Source organism: Rivibacter subsaxonicus (assembly GCF_004217215.1).
Taxonomy (GTDB): domain Bacteria; phylum Pseudomonadota; class Gammaproteobacteria; order Burkholderiales; family Burkholderiaceae_C; genus Rivibacter; species Rivibacter subsaxonicus.
This window is the reverse complement of the sequence record NZ_SHKP01000004.1, coordinates 403,048-421,010: the sequence shown is the minus strand read 5'-3', so window position 1 is coordinate 421,010 and position 17,963 is coordinate 403,048. Positions and strand designations below refer to the sequence as shown.

Here is a 17,963-nt window from a genome sequence, read left to right as displayed (position 1 = left end):
GAACTCAGTAGGTGCTCACCCGCTCGCGCGGCGCGTCGAGCGCGGTCAGCTCGAACAGCGCGCCGAAGCTCTGGATCAGGCGGTCGGGCTGGGCCACCGCGACCGGACGGTCGTGGTTGTAGCCCCAGGACACCGCCCAGATCGGCACGCCGGCGGCGCGCGCGGTGGCGACGTCGATCTCCGAGTCGCCGACCAGCAGCGTGCTCTCGGCGTCGGCGCCGAACAGCCGCATGCAGTGGCGGATGCCGCCCGGATCGGGCTTCTTGGTCGGCAGCGTGTCGCCGCCGATGAGCAGCTCAAAGTAGTCGCGCAAGCCATGGCGCTCGATCACCGTGAAGGCGAAGCGCTCCTCCTTGTTGCTGAGCACGCACAGGCGCTTGCCGTGCTCGCGCAGCGCATCGAGCACCGCCTCGACCTGCGGATAGACGCGGCTGGCGCGCCCGCAATGCGCCATGTAGTGCATGCCGAAGGCCGGCATCAGCGCGTCGGCGGCGCCCGGCTCGCCGGCGTCGCGCACGCCGCGCAGCGCCAGGTGCTGCAGCGCGCGCACCAGCAGCTCGCGGGTGCCGTTGCCGATCCAGCTGCGCACCAGCGCCGGATCGATGGTCGGCAGGCCCTCGGCCGCGAGCAGCGCGTTGAGCGCGTCGGAGATCTCGGGCGCGGTGTCGACCAGCGTGCCGTCGAGGTCGAAGAGGATCAGGCTGGGGTTCATGTCGTTGCCGCTCGCTTCTTGAGGTCCATCAGGCGCAGGATCATCGGCGTGAAGATCAGCTGCATCGCCAGCCCCATCTTGCCCCCGGGCACGACGATGTTGTTGGGCCGGCTCATCCACGCGTTCTGCAGCATCGACAGCAGGTAGGGGAAGTCGATGCCCTTCGGGTTGGCGAAGCGGATCACGACCATGCTCTCGTCGGCGCTCGGGATGTCCTTGGCGATGAACGGATTGCTGGTGTCCACCGTCGGCACGCGCTGGAAGTTGACGTGGGTGCGGCTGAACTGCGGCACGATGATGTTCACGTAGTCGGGCATGCGGCGCAGGATGGTGTTGACCACGGCTTCCTGAGAATAGCCGCGCATGTTCTGGTCGCGATGCAGCTTCTGGATCCATTCGAGGTTGATGATCGGCACCACGCCGACCAGCAGGTCGACGTGGCGCGCGACGTTGGCATCCGGCCCCACGTAGCCGCCATGCAGGCCCTCGTAGAACAGCAGGTCGGTGCCCTGCTCCATCGCTTGCCAGTCGGTGAAGGTGCCGGGCTCGGCGCCATGCTCGGCACCTTCGGCGGCGTCGTGGATGTACTTGCGGACCTGGCCGTTGCCGCTTTCGCCGTAGCCCTGGAAGGTCTGCTCGAGCTCGGGCAGCAGGTTCGAGTCGGGCCCGAAGTGCGAGAGGTTGTGGTTGCCCTCGAGGTCGGCCACGCGCACCCGCTCGCGCATTTCCACCCGGTTGAAGCGATGGAATGAGTCGCCCTCGATGGCTTGGGCCTTGATCCTCTCGCGCCTGAAGATATGGGAAAAGCTCTTCATCACCGTGGTGGTGCCGGCGCCCGAGGAGCCGGTGACCGCGATGACGGGGTGGCGTTGCGACATGGGCTTCCTCCTGGCCTCTGGGCTGTTGTTCTATTTGCCGCTGCCGAGCGCCATCTCGGGCCGGTACAGCGAGCGCTCGTTGAACAGCGGCGAGACGAAGGGTTGGTCGTCGCCGCGGTCGTGCTCGGCGTGGTAGCGCTCGAGCCGCGCGACCTCGTTGCGCGAGCCCAGCATCACCGGCACCCGCTGGTGCAGCGCACCGGGCTCGAGTTCGAGGATGCGGCCGCGCCCGGTCGAGGCATAGCCGCCGGCCTGCTCGATCAGCAGCGCGACCGGATTGGCCTCGTAGAGCAGGCGCAGCCGGCCCGGCTTGCCCGGGTCCTTGGTGTCCTTCGGGTACAGGAAGACGCCGCCGCGCATCAGGATGCGATGCACCTCGGCCACCATCGACGCGATCCAGCGCATGTTGAAGTCGCGCCCGCGCTCGCCGCTGCGGCCGGCCTTGCATTCGCAGACATAGCGCTGCACCGGCGGCTCCCAGAAGCGCTCGTTGCTGGTGTTGATCGCGAACTCGCTGCTGTCCTCGGGGATCGCGAGTTGCGGGTGGGTCAGGATGAAGTTGCCGACCTCGCGATCGAGCGTGAAGCCATGGGTGCCGGCGCCCACCGTCAGCACCAGCATCGTCGCCGGCCCGTAGATCGCGTAGCCGGCCGCGACCTGGCGCGAGCCCGGCTGCAGGAAGTCGGCCTCCGCCGGCGCCGCCTCGGGCTCGTGGCGCAGCACCGAGAAGATGGTGCCGACCGAGACGTTGACGTCGGTGTTGCTGGAGCCGTCGAGCGGGTCGAACACGAGCAGGAACTTGCCGCGCTTGAACTCGGCCGGGATCGCGTACGGAGCCTCCAGTTCCTCCGAGGCCATGCCGGCCACCAGCCCGCCCCATTCACAGCCTTGGATGATCGCGTCGTTGGCCAGCACGTCGAGCTTCTTCTGCGTCTCGCCCTGCACGTTGCGCGCGTCGAGCGCGCCAAGGACGCCGCCGAGCGCGCCCTTGGCCGTCATCGCGGCGATCGCCTTGACCGCGGCGGCGACATCGACCAGCAGCGCGCCGAGATCGGCGCCATCGTCGCGCCCGCGCAGTTGCTCGATCAGGAACTTGGACAGCGTGGTACGGCCAGATTGCATGTTCATGCGCTTCTCCCTCAGCGATCGCTTGGTTCTATGTGGGTCTCGACCACCGGTCGCGGCTCGATCGCGACGCCGCCGCTGAACACGCGCGAGCCCCGCACGTCCTCGGCCGCGATGCGCGTGAGCGCGCGCGCGTCGATGCTGCCGCTGCCGGCCAGCGCCTCGCGGTAGATGCGGCTGGCCTGACGCAGGCGCATGCGGTCGAGCGCGTTGCGGATCGAGCGTGCGTTGGCGAAATGCGGCTGCTGCAGTCGGTGCGCGATGTACTCGCGCATCGCATCGAGCGCCGGCGCATCGAAGTCGTAGTTCATCTGCGCACTCATCGTCTGCGCGATCGCCAGCAACTCGGCCGGCGTGTAGTCCGGAAAGTCGATGTGGTGCGCAATGCGCGAACTCATGCCCGGGTTGGAGCGGAAGAAGGTCTGCATGCGGTCCTTGTAGCCGGCGAGGATGACCACCAAGTCGTCGCGGTGGTTCTCCATCACCTGCAGCAGGATCTCGATCGCCTCCTGGCCGTAGTCGCGCTCGTTCTCGGGCCGGTAGAGGTAGTAGGCCTCGTCGATGAACAGCACGCCGCCCATCGCCTTCTTCAGAACTTCCTTTGTCTTCGGCGCGGTGTGGCCGATGTACTGGCCGACCAGGTCATCGCGCGTGACGCTGACCACATGGCCCTTCCTCACGTAGCCGAGCCGATGCAGGATCTCGGCGATGCGCAGCGCCACCGTGGTCTTGCCGGTGCCGGGGTTGCCGGTGAAGCTCATGTGTAGGCTCGGCGGCGCGGCATCGAGATCGAGCTGCTTGCGCGCCCGCGTGACGGCGAGGAAGGCCGCGATCTCGCGCAGCCGTTGCTTCACAGGTGCCAGGCCGATCAGCTCGGCATCGAGCCGGTCGAGCACCTCGAGCACGCTCGCATCGCGAACGATGGCCTGCAGGTCGATGCTGGTGCCGGCGTCCATGCTGACTACTCGGTGCCGTAGCGTTCACCCTCGGGGCGATCGGTGGCGTAGGACGAGATGCGGTAGTGGACCTGCCGCCCCGGGCCCTCCTCACGCGCGAGGCCGAAGCCCGGCTCGCGTGCCGGCCGGTTGACCAGGTAGCTCATCGTCGGCGACTCGACGCCGCGCGTCGCGTCGAAGGCCGTGACGCGGATGTAGTGGTTGGGAAAGGTCTTCCGGCAGGCGTTGATCTCCATCAGGATGCCGGCCGGATCCCTGAGGTCGAACATCGGGTTGCCGAACATCTCCCAGTAGGTGTTGCGCGGGTGCGGGTCGTCGGTGTACTCGATGCCGATCGACCAACTCCGGCCGAGCGCGTACTCGAGCTGGCGGCCGATCTGTTCGTCCGTCAGGTCGGGCAGGAACGAGAACTGGCCCTGCGTCAGGCGGCGTCCGGTATTGGTCATCATGATGCTGCTCTCCTTCTGGCTGTGGCGCTCAGGCGGACACGGTGGCGGTTGCAACGAAATCGGCTGTGTCGGTCGACTCATAGTTGAACGAGATCTCGCCCCAGGTATCGATCGCCGCCTTCAGCGGGCCGCACCAGCGCGCCGCCTCCTGCAGGATCTGCGGGCCTTCGTTCCAGATGTCGCGGCCCTCGTTGCGGGCCAGCACCATGGCCTCGAGCGCGACGCGGTTGGCCGTGGCGCCGGCCTGGATGCCCTGCGGGTGGCCGATGGTGCCGCCGCCAAACTGCAGCACCACGTCGTCCCCCAGGTAGGTGAGCAGCTGGTGCATCTGGCCGGCGTGGATGCCGCCCGATGCCACCGGCATCACCTTGTTCAGCGAGGCCCAGTCCTGCTCGAAGAACAGGCCATGCTCCAGGCTCACCGGCGTGTGGGTCGACAGCAGCGTGTCGTAGAAGCCCTTGATCATCAGCGGGTCGCCTTCGAGCTTGCCGACCACGGTGCCGGCGTGGATGTGATCGACGCCCGCCATCCGCATCCACTTGCAGATCACGCGGAAGTTCATGCCGTGGTTCTTCTGACGCGAGTAGGTGCTGTTCCCGGCGCGATGCAGGTGCAGGATCATGTCGTTCTTGCGTGCCCACACAGCCATGCTCTGGATCGCGGTGTAGCCGATCACCAGGTCGATCATGATGATCACGCTGCCCAGGCTCTTGGCGAACTCGGCGCGGGCGTACATCTCCTCCATCGTGCCGGCGGTGACGTTGAGGTAATGGCCCTTGATCTCGCCGGTGGCGGCACTCGCCTTGTTGACCGCTTCCATGCAATAGAGAAAGCGGTCGCGCCAGTGCATGAAGGGCTGCGAGTTGATGTTCTCGTCGTCCTTCATGAAATCGAGGCCACCCTTCAAGCCCTCGTAGACCACGCGCCCGTAATTGCGGCCCGACAGGCCGAGCTTGGGCTTGGTGGTCGCGCCTAGCAGCGGGCGCCCGAACTTGTCGAGCCGCTCGCGCTCGACCACCACGCCGGTGGCCGGGCCTTGGAAGGTCTTGAGGTAGGCCACCGGAATCCGCATGTCCTCGAGCCGCAGCGCCTTGACCGCCTTGAAGCCGAACACGTTGCCGATGATCGACGCGGTGAGGTTGGCGATCGAGCCCGGCTCGAACAGGTCGAGGTCGTAGGCGATGTAGGCGAAGTACTGCTGCTCGGTCTTGGTGCCGGGACCGGTGTTGGGCACCGCGTCGACGCGGTAGGCCTTGGCGCGGTAGAGCTCGCAGGCGGTGAGGCGATCGGTCCAGACCACGGTCCAGGTCGCGGTGGAACTCTCGCCGGCCACCGCCGCCGCGCATTCCTCCGAATCCACGCCCTCCTGCGGCGTGATGCGGAACATCGCGATCAGGTCGGTGTCCTTGGGCACGTAGTCGGGCTGCCAGTAGCCCATCTGCTTGTACTTGAGCACGCCGGCCGAGTAGCGCTTCTTGGCGTCGGTGATGATCCCTTCTTCGACCGGCTTGTTCATCGCTCGTCTCCTGTTCGCGGTTGGCTTGTCTCAACGGTAGGAGCGCCGTCGGTTCAGGTAAAGTCAGATGAACTGCGGCTTTGCTTCAGGTTTTCTTAACCGAGGTCCCGATGCGCAACATCACGCTGCGCCAGTTGCGCTGCTTTGCCACCGCCGCGCGGACCGGCAGCTTTGCGCGCACCGCCGAGGAGCTGCATCTGTCTCCACCGGCGGTGTCGATGCAGATCAAGGAGCTCGAGCAGCAGGTCGGACTACCGCTGTTCGACCGCGGCGCGCGCAGCGTCTCGCTCACCGTGACCGGCGAGTACCTGCTGGTGCACGTCAAGAAGGTGCTGGCCACGCTGAAGGACGCCGAGGACACCGTGGCCCGCTTTCGCGGCCTCGATGCCGGGCGCCTCGCGGTCGGCATGGTCTCGACCGCCAAGTACTACCTGCCGCAGCTGCTGGCGCGTTTTCATGCCGAGCACCCGGGCGTGGAGATCAAGCTGCTGGTCGGCAACCGCGAGCAACTCGTGGCGTGGATGCACGACAACGAGTGCGACCTCGCCGTGATGGGCCGCCCGCCGCAGGAACTGGCGACGCGCGCCGAGCCCTTTGCGGCCCATCCGCATGGCGTGGTGGCCGCGCCCGGTCATCCGCTGATGCAGTCGCGCGGCCTGACGCCGCTGGCGCTGGCCAACTACCCCTTCATCGTGCGCGAGCCAGGCTCGGGCACGCGCGCGGCGATGGAACTGTTCTTCGCCGAACAGCGCATCGCGCCGAGCTACGTGATGGAGATGGCGAGCAACGAGACCATCAAGCAGGCGGTCATGGCCGGCATGGGCCTGAGCTTCCTGTCGCTGCACACCGTGGGCCTCGAACTCGCCACCGGCCGGCTGGCGACACCGGCCATCGAGGGCCTGCCGCTGGTGCGCCGCTGGTACGTGGTGCACAAGCTGGCCAAGACGCTGTCACCGATCGCCGAGGCGCTGCGCTACTTCATCCTCGAGCATGGCGAGGCGCACCTGGCGCGCGAGTTCGGGGCGCTGGTCGCGACCGAATCGCCGTCGCGCAAGGCGGGTCGGCCGCGCGTGGACAGCGGGCCGAGCGCCGACGAGCGAACAGCGCCCGAGCGCGCGCGCGCCACTCCGCCTGCCAAAGCAAAAGGGCGCCCCGGCGGGGCGCCCTTGTCGGCCGCGAAGCCGATGAAGACCAAGCCGATCGGCTCAGCGAATCGCCGGTAGCGAGCGCAGCGCCTGCACCGCGCCGGCGCCGATCGAGGCGCCAAAGCGCTTGGCCAGGCGCTCGGCCACGTTCTCGCGCGGGGTGTAGTCGATCACCTCCTCAGCCTTGATCACGTCGCGTGCCACCTGGTCGAGGTTGCCAAGGTGGTCGGCCAAGCCGAGCTTGATGGCCTCTTCGCCGGTCCAGAACAGGCCGGAGAAGGTCTCGGGCGTTTCCTTGAGCCGCGCGCCGCGGCCTTCCTTGACGACACCGATGAACTGGGCATGGATCTGGTCGAGCATCGACTGCGCCAGCGCGCGCTGCTTCTCGGAGACCGGCGAGAAGGCATCGAGCATCGCCTTGTTCTCGCCGGCGGTCAGTAGGCGGCGCTCGACGCCGAACTTCTCCATCGCGCCGGTGAAGCCGAAGCCGTCCATCAGCACGCCGATCGAGCCGACGATCGAGGCCTTGTCGACGAAGATGTCGTCGGCCGCGGCCGCCATGTAGTAGGCGCCGGAGGCACAGACCTCTTCGCAGATCGCGTAGATCTTCTTGTTGTGCTTGGCCTTGAGGCGCCGGATCTCGTCGAAGACCATGCCCGACTGCACCGGGCTGCCGCCGGGCGAGTTGATGCGCAGCACAACGGCTTGGGCGCCGCTGTCCTCGAAGGCGCTCTTGAGCGCGCTGTTGATGTTCTCGGCGCTGGCCTCGGCCTCGACCGCGATCTCGCCGCGCACCTCGACCAGCGCGGTGTGCGGGCCGTTGGGCGCGCTGGCTCGCTTCTGGTTGGCGAACAGCGCGTAGGCGATCACGGCAAACAGCAACAGCCAGGCCAGGCGCACGGCCACGCGCCAGCGGCGGTCGGCCCGGCGATCGGCCAGGTAGGCGCGCGCGAAGTCCTCGACCACGCCCTCGCTGACCGCGGCACCCGTGCGCACCGACGACAGCGCCGCCGTGGCGACGGGGGGTGCCGGGTCCATCACGGGCTCGGGGCGGGAAGGATCGTCGTTGAAGGTACTCATGGTGTCGCGCTCACTGCTCTTTCAACTGTTCAATCAAAGGCTTCGGCCACCGGCCGGACATCAGGGGAAGGATACCAACGGACCACGCCCTGCTCCTCTTGCAGGGACAGCGGCACCAGTCGTCCGCGGCCGCAGGGGCCAGCCACGCAGCGGCCGCTGGCCGGCTCGTAGGTGGCGCCATGCAGCGAACAGACGATGAAGCGGCGCTCGTGGTCGAGAAACTCGCCCGGCTGCCAGTCCATCTCGGCCTGCACGTGGACGCAGCGGTTGAGGTAGGCCACCGGCGCGCCGTCGATGCGCAGCGCAAAGGCGCGCTCGACCTGGCCCTCGACCAGCACGTCGAAGACGAAGGCACGGCCGCGCTCGGCCAGCGCGAGCGAGGGGCAGAGCTCGATGCCGGGCTCGGAGTCGTCGGCGTTCAAGCGTGCGTCCACAGCCAGTCGTGCAGTTCAGCCGTGCTGTGCAGCACCGCCAGCGGCGCATGCGGCTCGAAGGCCTCAGCCTCGTGGGCGCCGAAGCTCACCGCCAGCGAGGCCGCGCCGGCGTTGGCAGCGAGCTGCAGGTCGTGGGTGGTGTCGCCGATCATCAGCGTGCGTTCGGGCTCGGTGCCCAACTCGCGCATCAGCTCGTTGAGCATGCGCGGGTCGGGCTTGCCGGCGGTCTCGTCGGCGGTGCGGGTGGCATCGAAGAAGCGGCCGAGCGGACCGCCCTCGTCGGCGATCGCCAGCGCCGCGTCGAGCCCGCGGCGCGACTTGCCGGTCGCCACCGCCAGCCAGTGGTGGCGCGACCTGAGCGCGTCGAGCATGCGGCGCGTGCCGTCGAACAGCGTCAGCTCGTGTTGGCGCGCGAAGTAGTGATGGCGGTAGCGATCGGCGATCTCGGGCACGCGCGAACGCGGCAGCTCGGGCGCCGCATGGGCCAGCGCCTCCTCGAGGCCGAGGCCGATCACGTAGGAGGCCTCGAGATCGCTCGGCACCCGCACGCCGAGGTCGGCGCAGGCGGCCTGGATGCAGCGCACGATCAGCGCGGTGGAGTCGAACAGCGTGCCGTCCCAGTCGAAGACGATCAGGTCGAAGCGTTGCGGGCGTAGCAGTGAAGTCATGAAACTCTAGTGGGGTTCGCCGAGGCGACTCAGCAGCTTGGCACATTCGGCCGGCAGCGGCGCCTCCAGCACGATGCGCTCGCCGCTGGCCGGGTGATCGAAGGCCAGGCGCCGCGCATGCAGGAACATGCGGTCGAAACGCGCGCCGGCAAGACCCTCGCCGCGCGCGAGCTGCTTGTTGAGGTTGAAGTCGCCGTACTTGTCGTCACCGACGATCGGATGGCCGGCGCTCGCCAGGTGCACGCGGATCTGGTGCGTGCGCCCGGTCTTGATGGTCACGTCGAGCAGGGTGTAGCCCTCGAAGGAGCGCACGATGCGCACCTGCGAGATCGAACGCTTGGCCTCCTCGTGGTCGGCCGCCACCGCGCGCACACGGCGCTCGCCCTCGGCGTTGAGGTACTTGTGCAGCGCCTGGTCGATCAGCTTCAGGCTCGCCGGCCAGCTGCCCGTGACCAGCGCGGCGTAGGTCTTGCCGGTCTCGCGGGAGCGGAACTGCTCCTGCAGCGCGGTCAGCGCGCTGCGCTTCTTGGCGATCAGCAGCAGGCCGGAGGTCTCCTTGTCGAGCCGGTGCACCAGTTCCAGAAACTTTGCGGCCGGCCGCGCCCGGCGCAGCTGCTCGATGACGCCGAAGCTCACCCCGGAGCCGCCATGCACCGCCACGCCGGCCGGCTTGTCGATCGCGATCAGGTGCTCGTCCTCGAGCAGGACCGTGAACTCGCGCGCCGGCACCGCGGCCTGCTTTTGCACGTCGGGCTCGGCCAGGCGCAGCGGCGGCACGCGCACGTCGTCGCCGATCGCCAGCCGGGTGTCGGCCGCCGCGCGTGACTTGTTCACGCGCACCTCGCCGCTGCGGATGATCCGGTAGACCAGGGTCTTCGGCGCGCCCTTGAGAACCTTGACGAGGTAGTTGTCGAGGCGCTGACCCTCGCCGTCCTCGGCCACCCTCAGGTGCCGGACCTCGGCCGCGGCGGCCGGCTTGGGCGGGCTGGCACCGCCTGGCTCGGGTGGCGCGGGCCGACTGCCTTTGGCCGCTATAATGCGTTGCGCCACGAGTGCGTCGTAAGTGATTGATTTTTCAGAGTTTAGCTCTCACTTGCCACGCTGCCGTGGGCCTCGCTGCCTAGTTTGGGCAACGAGATTGAAATGGTGATGCAACGCGCGGTGCGCGTGTCAGGCCCGACTCCCAAGGTGAGCGGCGGACGCGGCGGCTGCGCGGCAGAACCGGCTCCGGACGAACCAAGACACAAGGTTTCCGGTGGCAGCCCGGCCTCTTTGCGCCGACGCTGCTGCCCGCGTGAGATGAGCTCCGCTCAACCCCATCGGCCTTCAGGCCGCCAGCCCTGGCACCCCGCGACACGATCGCGGCGTGGTGCGGAGCCGGCGTGCCCGGGCCTGCGCGGAAGCGAGTCCACCTCACGCACGTGCCAACGCTGCCAGCAAACCTGCCTTAGCGCCGCCTGAGGCGGCGTTGGGGCGCGCGAGCGCAGTCCAGGGCGATTCCTTCCGGTTCTACCCAAGCCTGTTCGTGCATCGACGGCTGCACCCGCCTTCCAGGGCGGGCGCGGCGTGATGGCGCGCGAGCGACGCAACATGTTGTCGCCGCGCGCAAACGAGGAGAGTGAACCGTGAAGCGCATGCTGATCAATGCCACCCAGGCTGAAGAACGCCGGCTGGCCATCGTCGAGGGCCAGAAGCTGCTCGACTTCGAAACCGAGATCGAGGGGCGCGAACAGCGCAAGGGCAACATCTACAAGGCCGTCGTCACCCGCGTCGAGCCTTCGCTGGAAGCCTGCTTCGTCGACTACGGCGAGGACCGCCACGGCTTCCTGCCGTTCAAGGAAATCGCCAAGCAGTACTTCAAGGAGGGCGTCGACGCTCGCAGCGCCAAGATCAACGAGGTCATCAAGGAAGGCCAGGAACTGCTGGTCCAGGTCGAGAAGGAAGAGCGCGGCAACAAGGGCGCTGCGCTGACCACCTTCGTCAGCCTCGCCGGCCGCTATCTGGTGCTGATGCCCAACAACCCGCGCGGCGGCGGCGTCAGCCGTCGCATCGAGGGCGAGGACCGCGAGGAGCTCAAGGAGAACCTCGACCAGCTCGAGTACCCCAAGGGCATGAGCCTGATCGCGCGCACCGCCGGCATCGGCCGCACCGCGCCCGAGCTGCAGTGGGACCTCAACTACATGCTCAAGCTCTGGACCGCCATCGACGGCGCGTCCAAGGCCGGCAAGGGCGCCTTCCTGATCTATCAGGAGTCGTCGCTGGTGATCCGCGCGATCCGCGACTACTTCACCGCCGAGATCGGCGAGATCCTGATCGACACCGACGACCTATACGAGCAGGCCAAGCAGTTCATGAACCACGTGATGCCGGAAACGGCCAATCGCGTGAAGCGCTACCGAGATGACGCGCCGCTGTTCAGCCGCTTCCAGATCGAGCACCAGATCGAGACCGCGTTCTCGCGCACCGTCAACCTGCCCTCGGGCGGCGCGATCGTGATCGACCACACCGAGGCGCTGGTCTCGGTCGACGTCAACTCGGCGCGCAGCACGCGCGGCACCGACATCGAGGAAACCGCGACCCGCACCAACCTGGAAGCCGCGGATGAAATCGCGCGCCAGATGCGGCTGCGCGACCTCGGCGGCCTGATCGTCGTCGACTTTATCGACATGGAGGAGAGCAAGAACCGGCGCGAGGTCGAACAGCGCCTGCGCGACGCGATGCGCTACGACCGCGCCCGCGTGCAGTTCAGCTCGATCTCCAAGTTCGGCCTGCTCGAGATGAGCCGCCAGCGCCTGCGCCCGGCACTCAGCGAAGGCAGCCACATCACCTGCCCGCGCTGCAACGGCACCGGCCACATCCGCGACACCGAATCTTCCGCGCTGCAGATCCTGCGCATCATCCAGGAAGAGTCGATGAAGGAAGGCACCGCCGCCGTGCACGTGCAGGTGCCGGTCGAGGTGACCAGCTTCCTGCTCAACGAGAAGCGCACCGAGATCACCAAGATCGAACTCAAGCAGCGCACCACCGTGCTGCTGGTGCCGAACAAGCACCTCGAGACGCCGAACTACAAGCTCGAGCGCCTGCGCCACGACGACCCGCGCCTGGAGAACCTGCAGGCCAGCTACACGATGATCGAGGAGCCGGACGACGAGGTCGGCATCACGCGTCGCGACAAGCTCGGCAAGGCCAAGCAGGAGCCGGTCATCAAGGGCGTGCTGCCCGACGAGCCGGCCCCCGCAGCGCCGGTGCGCGAAGCAGCACCGGCCGCGCGCGCACAGGCCACGCTGGCCGATGCCGCGCCGCCGATGCCGGTGGCCCGCACCTCGGTCGCCAGGCCGGTGGCCGTGGCGGCTGCCAGCGGCGGCTTCTTCGGCTGGCTCAAGCGCATCTTCGGTGGCGGCGAGGAAGTCGCGGCGCCGGTGACTGCTCCGGCACCGGCGGCGCCCGTGGCGCCGGCTGGCAAGGAAGGCGGCAAGCGCGACGGCGGCCGTGGTGAGCGTGGTGGCCGTGGTGGCGAACGCGGCCGCGGCGGCGAGCGTGGCGGCCGTGGCGAACGCAATGGCGAAGCGCGCGGCGAGCGTGGCGGCGAAGCCCGTGCCGAGCGCGGCGGTGAACGCGCCGAACGTGGCGAGCGCCGCGATGGCCGTCGTGGCGAAGGCCGTGGCGGACGCGGCGACAACCAGCAACAACAAGGCCAGCGCGGTGAAGCACGCGCCGAGGCGCTGCCGCTCGAGGCCGGCGAGGCCCAGGCACCGCAGCAGCGGCCACCGCGTGAACCGCGCGAGCCACGCGAACCGCGTGAAGGTCGGGAGAACCGCGAACCGCGCGAACAGCGCGAGCCGCGTGAGCCGAGGCCGCCGCGTGCCGAGCGTGCGCCGGTCGTGGCGACCGAGGGCGTTGCTGCCAGTGCCGATGCCGATCAGCTCGCGCTGAACGCGGCCGCGGTCGGCGCCGAAGGCCAGCCGGCCGAAGGCACGGAAGCTGGCGAGGGCGGTCGCCGTCGCCGCCGTCGCGGTGGTCGTGGCCGTGGCAGTGAACGTGGTGAAGACACGGGCAGCGCCGACGCGGCATTGGCCGAGTCCGCTGAAACGGACGACGGCGATCGCCTGCCGCGCGCCGCGGTCGGCGTCGCTGCTGCCGCTGCCGGCGTGGCCGCCGTCGCGATGAGCACGGACACCGAGGCCGCAGCACCGGTTGCCGAGCTCGCCGCACCGGTCGCACCCGCCGTGGTCGAGGTCGCCGAAGTCGTGATCGAGCCGGTGGCCGAGACGGCTCCGGCTCCCGCGCCGGCACCGGTGGCAGTCGTTGCTGCCGAGCCGGTACCGGTGGTTGTGGCCGAGGCCGCTGCAGCGGCGCCCGTCGCCGCGCCCTTCGTGCTCGCGACCGAGGCGCTGGGCCGCATCGCCCAGGGCGCCGGCCTCGAGTGGGTCGGTACCGACGCCGTCAAGGCGGCGGCGGTGCAGGCGGCGATCGCCGCCGAGCCGAAGCCGGTGCACGTGCCGCGCGAACCCAAGCCGGCGGTCGCGATCGACGAAGGTCCGCTGGTGCTGGTCGAGACGCGCAAGAACCTGGCGCAGATCAAGCTGCCGTTCGAAGCGCAGTAAGCGCAGAAGCCGCACGCCCTGGCGTGCGGCTCGACCAGCAACAAGGGGCGCCTCCGGCGCCCCTTCTTCATTGTGCAATCCCAAGGCCTCAAGGGCCACGCCTTGCGAGGCCGGCCTCGGCGACTAACATGGATGCGCGGGCGCCGCCAACGAGAACGGCGCCTCGCAGTTGTTGCCTCGTTGCCCTGGAGGATCGCCGATGAACCGCTCGAGCATGCGCACCCTGGTCCGGTGGCTGGCGCCGCTGCTGGCACTTGCGCTGCTAGCCGCTTGCGCGACGCCACCGCCGCCCGGCAGCAACGTCAGCGGCATGGGCGTGGTGCAGGCCATCTCCGAGACCCAGCAGGCCAGCGCCGGCGCCGGCATGGCGGGCGCCATCGGCGGCGCCGTGCTCGGCGGCCTGCTCGGCAGCACCATCGGTGGCGGCACCGGCCAGACCATCGCCACGGCCACCGGCAGCGTGGTCGGTTCGGCGGCCGGCGGCGCGGCCGCCGCCAACGCGGGAACCACCACTGTGTGGAACGTAACGATCCGCTTCGACGACGGCATCGACCGCCTGGTGACGGTGGCGCAGCCGCCCAACGTGCGACCCGGCGACCGGGTCTCGGTCAGCAACGGCGTGATCAGCCCGGCGCGCTGAGGCCGCGGGCGCTAAGGAATCGGTGGCGATGCCGCGCCGCGATCACCTCGGATCCGCCAACTCGCCGCGCAGCATTGACGACAGGCCCTCGAGCATCGTTGCTCGCCTGAACGTCGTGCGCAGCCTGAGTCGTCGCTCGAAGACGGCGTTGGAGAACTTCGACTCGCTCTGCCCGACCCGACACAGCCAGTAGACCTCGCGGCCTTCGGTCGAAAAGCTGTCGACCTCGGTGCGCAGGGCCAGCAGTTCGGCCAACTGCGATGCGTCCAGCGGCGCGTCGAGAAAGGCCACGTTGACCTCCTTCAACGACGGCACCTCGGACGCATGGCCGAGCGCACGCGCGGCGATCGCATCCACCTCGGCCCGAGAGCGCACGAAGGCCTCGGACCTGAAGCCAAGCAGCGGCTCCAGCCCCTGCGTCAGCGCGAGCGCCAGCGCATCGCTCTTGCGTGCGCGCGAGCTGAACACGACGTTGCCGCTGTTGATGTAGGTCCGCGCATCGGCATGGCCGAGGCTGCGGAAATGCTCCGCCAGCGCACTCATCTTCAGGAAGCGGCCGCCGACATTGATGGCGCGCAGGAAGGCGACGTAGGTGGGCATGGGATCTCCGGATGCTCGCGCCGCCCGAGGCGGTCGACCGCCTCTAGGGACGGACTTGTGCCAGTTGCCCGGCCGGCGCGCGCGGCTCGACACTCGCCGCGGGTTCCAGTCTGCCGCAGGCAGCGCCCGTCAGGAGCACACAGCATGGCCAGCCTGGTCGCCTTGTACAAGAAGCCCGCCGACGCCGCGGCCTTCGATGCCTACTACCACTCGACGCACATCCCGCTGGCCAAGACCGTGCCCGGCCTGCGCAGCTACACGATCAGCAAGGGCCCGATCGCCACACCCGCCGGCGAGGCGCCGCTGCACCTGGTGGCGATCCTCGAGTTCGACTCGATGGCCGCGATCCAAGCCGCGTTGACCTCGCCGCAGGGCGCCGCCACCGCGGCCGACCTCGGCAACTTCGCCCAGGCCGGCGTCGACCTGCTGATGTTCGACACCCAGCCGGCCTGACGACGGCGCGCGGGCGGCAGGCAGCGCGCCGCCCGCCTCGCGATTGTCGGCATCACGATAATGCGAGTCGTTTGCATTTAGAATCGCGATAGCCACTGCCTTCGCGCACAAGCCAAACGTCCCCGCCACCCGCCCCGGGTGGCCCGCATCCGGACCGCTTGTGCCGCATCGCTCGCTCCTCTCCTCTGCCACGCCCTGCCCCGCTCGCACCACGCGCGCCCTCGCGCCGTGGTCGCCCGGCCGGTGCGGCGTTGTTTCCGTCGACGGAGGCCGCGCATGAAGCGCCTCTGGTTCTGGCCGGCGCTGGTGGCCGTGGTCACGGCCGCGGGCCTGTTGGCCGGCCTCGTCTCCGATGGCCTCGGCGACCTCATCGCCTGGCTCTGCCTGGCCCTCCCGCTGGCACTGATTGCCTGGCACATCAGTCGCGGGCGGCCATCGACTTCGAACCGATCCTCCATTTCCCTGCAGCGAGAACTCCCATGAGACTCAACCAGCCACTGAAGCTGAGCCTGATCGCCCTCGCGGTGCAACTGAGCCTGGCCGCCGCGCCGGCCGTGGCACAGGTCGCGCCGATCCCCGACGCCACGCCGCGTGCCACCCCCGATGCCCCCACCGCAACGCTCGAGCCGGTGGTGATCGAGGCCAGCGCCGACGCCTCGGCCGCCGGCCTGACCAAGCCCTACGCCGGCGGCCAGGTGGCGCGCGGCGGCCGCGTCGGCCTGCTCGGCAACAAGGACTTCATGGAGACGCCGTTCGCCGGCACCGCCTACACCCAGGGCCTGATCCAGAACCAGCAGGCGCGCGGCGTCGGCGACGTGCTGGTCAACGACCCGGCGGTGCGCAACGCGCGCGGCTTCGGCAACTTCCAGGAGCTCTACGTCATCCGCGGCTTCCCGATCTACTCGGACGACATGAGCTACAACGGTCTCTACGGCCTGTTGCCGCGCCAGTACGTGGCGGCCGAACTGCTCGAGCGGGTCGAGGTGTTCCGCGGCCCGAGCGCCTTCCTCAACGGCGCCGCGCCGGGCGGCAGCGCCCTCGGCGGCTCGATCAACCTGCTGCCCAAGCGCGCACCCAACGCGGCGCTGAACGAGGTCACGCTCGGCATGCAGAGCGGCGGCCAGGGCTACGCCTCGGCCGACCTGGCGCGCCGCTTCGGCGAGGACAAGGCCACCGGCGTGCGCCTCAACCTCGCACGACGCGACGGCGAGACCGCGGTCGAGGGCGAGGAGCAGGAACTCAGCGTGGTCGGCCTCGGCCTCGACTGGCACGGCAGCAGCGTGCGGCTGTCGGCCGACATCGGCTACCAGGACCAGCAGCTCGACGCGCCGCGCCCGAGCGTGACGCCGATCGGCGGCATTCCGCAGGCGCCCGACGCCTCGAACAACTTCGCCCAGCCCTGGACCGAGTCGAACGAACGCCAGACCTTCGGCACGCTGCGCGCCGAGGTCGATCTCGGCGCCAGCAGCGTCGTCTGGGCCGCCGCCGGCGCGCGCCGCGGCGAGGAGCACAACGTGCTGAGCAATCCGGCGGCAATGCCCGACGGCAGCACCAGCGCCTATCGCTTCGACAACGCGCGCGAGGATCGCGTCGTGACCGGCGAACTCGGCATCCGCGGCAAGCTGAACACCGGCCAAGTGCGGCACGACCTGACGGCGGCGCTGTCGAGCTTCAGATTCGAGTCGCGCAACGCCTACGCCTTCTCCAACTTCGCCGGCTTTGCCGGCAGCCTCTACAACCCGGTCGCGGTGCCGGCCCCGCCGGCCGACTTCTTCGTCGGCGGCAATCTCGACGCGCCGCTGGTCACGCAGAAGACCGAGACCTCGAGCCTGGCGCTGGCCGACACGATGAACTTCATCGACGGCCGCCTGCAGCTCACGCTCGGCGCGCGCCGCCAGCGCATCGAGGACCGCAGCTTCGACTACAACAGCGGCGTCGAGAACGCCGGCTACTCGGCCAGCCGCACGACGCCGTCGGTCGCGCTGCTCTACAAGGCCACCTCGGCGCTGTCGGTCTACGGCAACTACATCGAGGGCCTGGTGCGCGGCGACGTGGCGCCGCAGGTCACACCGGGCGGCCTGCCGGTCACCAACGGCGGCCAGGTCTTCGCGCCCTACCAGACCGAGCAGGTCGAGGCCGGCGTCAAGTTCGACTTCGGCAAGCTGGGCGGCCACGCGGCGCTGTTCCAGATCAGCAAGCCGGTCGGCTCGCTCGAGCTCAACCCCGACGGAACGACGGCCAGCTTCGTCGTGGGTGACGACCAGCGCCATCGCGGCCTGGAACTGTCGATGTTCGGCGAGCCGCTGCCCGGCGTGCGCCTGCTCGGCGGCCTGAACCTGATCGACGCCAAGATGACCGACACCGGCAAGCACGCGATCGGCGTGCCCAAGACCCAGCTCAACCTCGGCGGCGAATGGGACCTGCCGGTGCTGCCTGGCCTGGCGCTGAACGCGCGCCTCACCTACAGCTCGAGCCAGTACGCCGACGCCGCCAACACGATGTCGCTGCCCTCGTGGACGCGCTTCGACATCGGCGCCCGCTACGGCTTGAGCATCGGCGAACAGGAGCTGACGCTGCGCGCGCGCATCGACAACCTCTTCGACCGCAACTACTGGGCCTCGGCCGGCGGCTATCCGGGCGCCAACTACCTGGTGCTGGCACAGCCGCGCACGCTGGTGGTGACGGCGTCGATGGACTTCTGAG

At 69.1% G+C, this 17,963-nt stretch carries 17 protein-coding genes; 6 read left to right on the top strand and 11 right to left on the bottom strand.

Annotated features, from left to right (window positions below; all coding sequences use genetic code 11):
- Positions 1 to 4: 4 nt before the first annotated feature.
- From gph to EV670_RS01820, 6 genes are read right to left on the bottom strand one after another with little or no spacing between them, the layout of a single operon-like run.
- Entirely contained in the window at positions 5 to 712 is a 708-nt protein-coding gene (gene gph / locus EV670_RS01845) for a phosphoglycolate phosphatase (RefSeq protein ID WP_130430111.1), read from the bottom strand.
- Positions 709 to 1,590: a phosphoribulokinase gene (locus EV670_RS01840; RefSeq protein ID WP_130430110.1), complete on the bottom strand. Its 882-nt coding sequence runs from the start codon at positions 1,588 to 1,590 to the stop codon at positions 709 to 711. Before EV670_RS01840 ends, gph begins: the two co-directional genes overlap by 4 nt.
- Before the next feature lie 30 nt (positions 1,591 to 1,620).
- Complete coding sequence (locus EV670_RS01835; protein ID WP_130430885.1) at positions 1,621 to 2,712, bottom strand: class 1 fructose-bisphosphatase; 1,092 nt, start codon at positions 2,710 to 2,712, stop codon at positions 1,621 to 1,623.
- Positions 2,713 to 2,729: 17 nt separating this feature from the next.
- Complete coding sequence (gene cbbX / locus EV670_RS01830) at positions 2,730 to 3,671, bottom strand: CbbX protein (RefSeq protein WP_130430109.1); 942 nt, start codon at positions 3,669 to 3,671, stop codon at positions 2,730 to 2,732.
- Positions 3,672 to 3,676: 5 nt separating this feature from the next.
- Positions 3,677 to 4,120 carry a ribulose bisphosphate carboxylase small subunit gene (locus EV670_RS01825; protein WP_130430108.1) on the bottom strand — a complete coding sequence of 148 codons (444 nt, stop codon included), beginning with the start codon at positions 4,118 to 4,120 and terminating at the stop codon, positions 3,677 to 3,679.
- Positions 4,121 to 4,148: 28 nt separating this feature from the next.
- Positions 4,149 to 5,636 carry a ribulose-bisphosphate carboxylase large subunit gene (locus EV670_RS01820; protein WP_130430107.1) on the bottom strand — a complete coding sequence of 496 codons (1,488 nt, stop codon included), beginning with the start codon at positions 5,634 to 5,636 and terminating at the stop codon, positions 4,149 to 4,151.
- Positions 5,637 to 5,746: 110 nt separating this feature from the next.
- Here EV670_RS01820 and EV670_RS01815 point away from each other — a divergent pair, with 110 nt between their 5' ends.
- The gene (locus EV670_RS01815; protein ID WP_130430106.1) at positions 5,747 to 6,859 is read left to right on the top strand and encodes a LysR family transcriptional regulator; all 1,113 of its coding nucleotides are present in this window, start codon (positions 5,747 to 5,749) and stop codon (positions 6,857 to 6,859) included.
- Here EV670_RS01815 and EV670_RS01810 read toward each other — a convergent pair.
- From EV670_RS01810 to EV670_RS01795, 4 genes are read right to left on the bottom strand one after another with little or no spacing between them, the layout of a single operon-like run.
- Positions 6,842 to 7,861, bottom strand: a complete 1,020-nt coding sequence (locus tag EV670_RS01810) for a S49 family peptidase (RefSeq protein WP_130430105.1) — start codon at positions 7,859 to 7,861, stop codon at positions 6,842 to 6,844. The two genes, EV670_RS01815 and EV670_RS01810, sit on opposite strands and share 18 nt — an antisense overlap.
- 29 nt (positions 7,862 to 7,890) lie before the next feature.
- The gene (locus EV670_RS01805; protein ID WP_130430104.1) at positions 7,891 to 8,283 is read right to left on the bottom strand and encodes a Rieske (2Fe-2S) protein; all 393 of its coding nucleotides are present in this window, start codon (positions 8,281 to 8,283) and stop codon (positions 7,891 to 7,893) included.
- Positions 8,280 to 8,963, bottom strand: coding sequence for an HAD-IA family hydrolase (locus tag EV670_RS01800; protein ID WP_130430103.1), 684 nt, complete (start codon positions 8,961 to 8,963; stop codon positions 8,280 to 8,282). Before EV670_RS01800 ends, EV670_RS01805 begins: the two co-directional genes overlap by 4 nt.
- 6 nt (positions 8,964 to 8,969) lie before the next feature.
- Positions 8,970 to 10,013 (bottom strand): RluA family pseudouridine synthase, encoded by a 1,044-nt coding sequence (locus tag EV670_RS01795; RefSeq protein WP_423213556.1) that lies wholly within the window; start codon positions 10,011 to 10,013, stop codon positions 8,970 to 8,972.
- Positions 10,014 to 10,588: 575 nt separating this feature from the next.
- Here EV670_RS01795 and EV670_RS01790 point away from each other — a divergent pair.
- Together EV670_RS01790 and EV670_RS01785 are read left to right on the top strand one after the other, a co-directional pair.
- Entirely contained in the window at positions 10,589 to 13,567 is a 2,979-nt protein-coding gene (locus EV670_RS01790) for an Rne/Rng family ribonuclease (protein WP_130430102.1), read from the top strand.
- A 199-nt stretch (positions 13,568 to 13,766) separates the two neighbouring features.
- Positions 13,767 to 14,207: a hypothetical protein gene (locus EV670_RS01785; RefSeq protein WP_130430101.1), complete on the top strand. Its 441-nt coding sequence runs from the start codon at positions 13,767 to 13,769 to the stop codon at positions 14,205 to 14,207.
- 42 nt (positions 14,208 to 14,249) lie between these two features.
- On the opposite strand, the gene EV670_RS01780 is transcribed toward EV670_RS01785, so the two are convergent.
- Positions 14,250 to 14,807, bottom strand: coding sequence for a DUF1697 domain-containing protein (locus tag EV670_RS01780; protein ID WP_130430100.1), 558 nt, complete (start codon positions 14,805 to 14,807; stop codon positions 14,250 to 14,252).
- Positions 14,808 to 14,951: 144 nt separating this feature from the next.
- Between EV670_RS01780 and EV670_RS01775 the strand changes: the two genes are divergently transcribed.
- From EV670_RS01775 to EV670_RS01765, 3 genes are all read left to right on the top strand, one after another.
- On the top strand, positions 14,952 to 15,260 hold the full coding sequence (locus tag EV670_RS01775; protein ID WP_130430099.1) for an EthD family reductase: 309 nt from the start codon (positions 14,952 to 14,954) through the stop codon (positions 15,258 to 15,260).
- A gap of 276 nt (positions 15,261 to 15,536) precedes the next feature.
- Positions 15,537 to 15,743: a hypothetical protein gene (locus EV670_RS01770; RefSeq protein ID WP_130430098.1), complete on the top strand. Its 207-nt coding sequence runs from the start codon at positions 15,537 to 15,539 to the stop codon at positions 15,741 to 15,743.
- A complete protein-coding gene (locus EV670_RS01765) occupies positions 15,740 to 17,962 on the top strand; it encodes a TonB-dependent receptor (RefSeq protein ID WP_130430097.1) in 2,223 nt (740 codons plus the stop codon). The genes EV670_RS01770 and EV670_RS01765 overlap by 4 nt, the downstream gene beginning before the upstream one ends.
- Position 17,963: the final 1 nt, after the last annotated feature.

Excerpts from the sequence above, each read along its gene's own strand:
- EV670_RS01770 (WP_130430098.1), top strand. The coding sequence starts at position 15,537 with ATGAAGCGCCTCTGGTTCTGGCCGGCGCTGGTGGCCGTGGTCACGGCC.
- EV670_RS01815 (WP_130430106.1), top strand. The coding sequence starts at position 5,747 with ATGCGCAACATCACGCTGCGCCAGTTGCGCTGCTTTGCCACCGCCGCG.
- EV670_RS01800 (WP_130430103.1), bottom strand. The coding sequence starts at position 8,963 with ATGACTTCACTGCTACGCCCGCAACGCTTCGACCTGATCGTCTTCGAC.
- EV670_RS01820 (WP_130430107.1), bottom strand. The coding sequence starts at position 5,636 with ATGAACAAGCCGGTCGAAGAAGGGATCATCACCGACGCCAAGAAGCGC.
- cbbX (WP_130430109.1), bottom strand. The coding sequence starts at position 3,671 with ATGGACGCCGGCACCAGCATCGACCTGCAGGCCATCGTTCGCGATGCG.
- EV670_RS01780 (WP_130430100.1), bottom strand. The coding sequence starts at position 14,807 with ATGCCCACCTACGTCGCCTTCCTGCGCGCCATCAATGTCGGCGGCCGC.
- EV670_RS01835 (WP_130430885.1), bottom strand. The coding sequence starts at position 2,712 with ATGCAATCTGGCCGTACCACGCTGTCCAAGTTCCTGATCGAGCAACTG.
- EV670_RS01825 (WP_130430108.1), bottom strand. The coding sequence starts at position 4,120 with ATGATGACCAATACCGGACGCCGCCTGACGCAGGGCCAGTTCTCGTTC.
- EV670_RS01775 (WP_130430099.1), top strand. The coding sequence starts at position 14,952 with ATGGCCAGCCTGGTCGCCTTGTACAAGAAGCCCGCCGACGCCGCGGCC.
- EV670_RS01810 (WP_130430105.1), bottom strand. The coding sequence starts at position 7,861 with ATGAGTACCTTCAACGACGATCCTTCCCGCCCCGAGCCCGTGATGGAC.
- EV670_RS01840 (WP_130430110.1), bottom strand. The coding sequence starts at position 1,590 with ATGTCGCAACGCCACCCCGTCATCGCGGTCACCGGCTCCTCGGGCGCC.
- gph (WP_130430111.1), bottom strand. The coding sequence starts at position 712 with ATGAACCCCAGCCTGATCCTCTTCGACCTCGACGGCACGCTGGTCGAC.
- EV670_RS01785 (WP_130430101.1), top strand. The coding sequence starts at position 13,767 with ATGAACCGCTCGAGCATGCGCACCCTGGTCCGGTGGCTGGCGCCGCTG.
- EV670_RS01765 (WP_130430097.1), top strand. The coding sequence starts at position 15,740 with ATGAGACTCAACCAGCCACTGAAGCTGAGCCTGATCGCCCTCGCGGTG.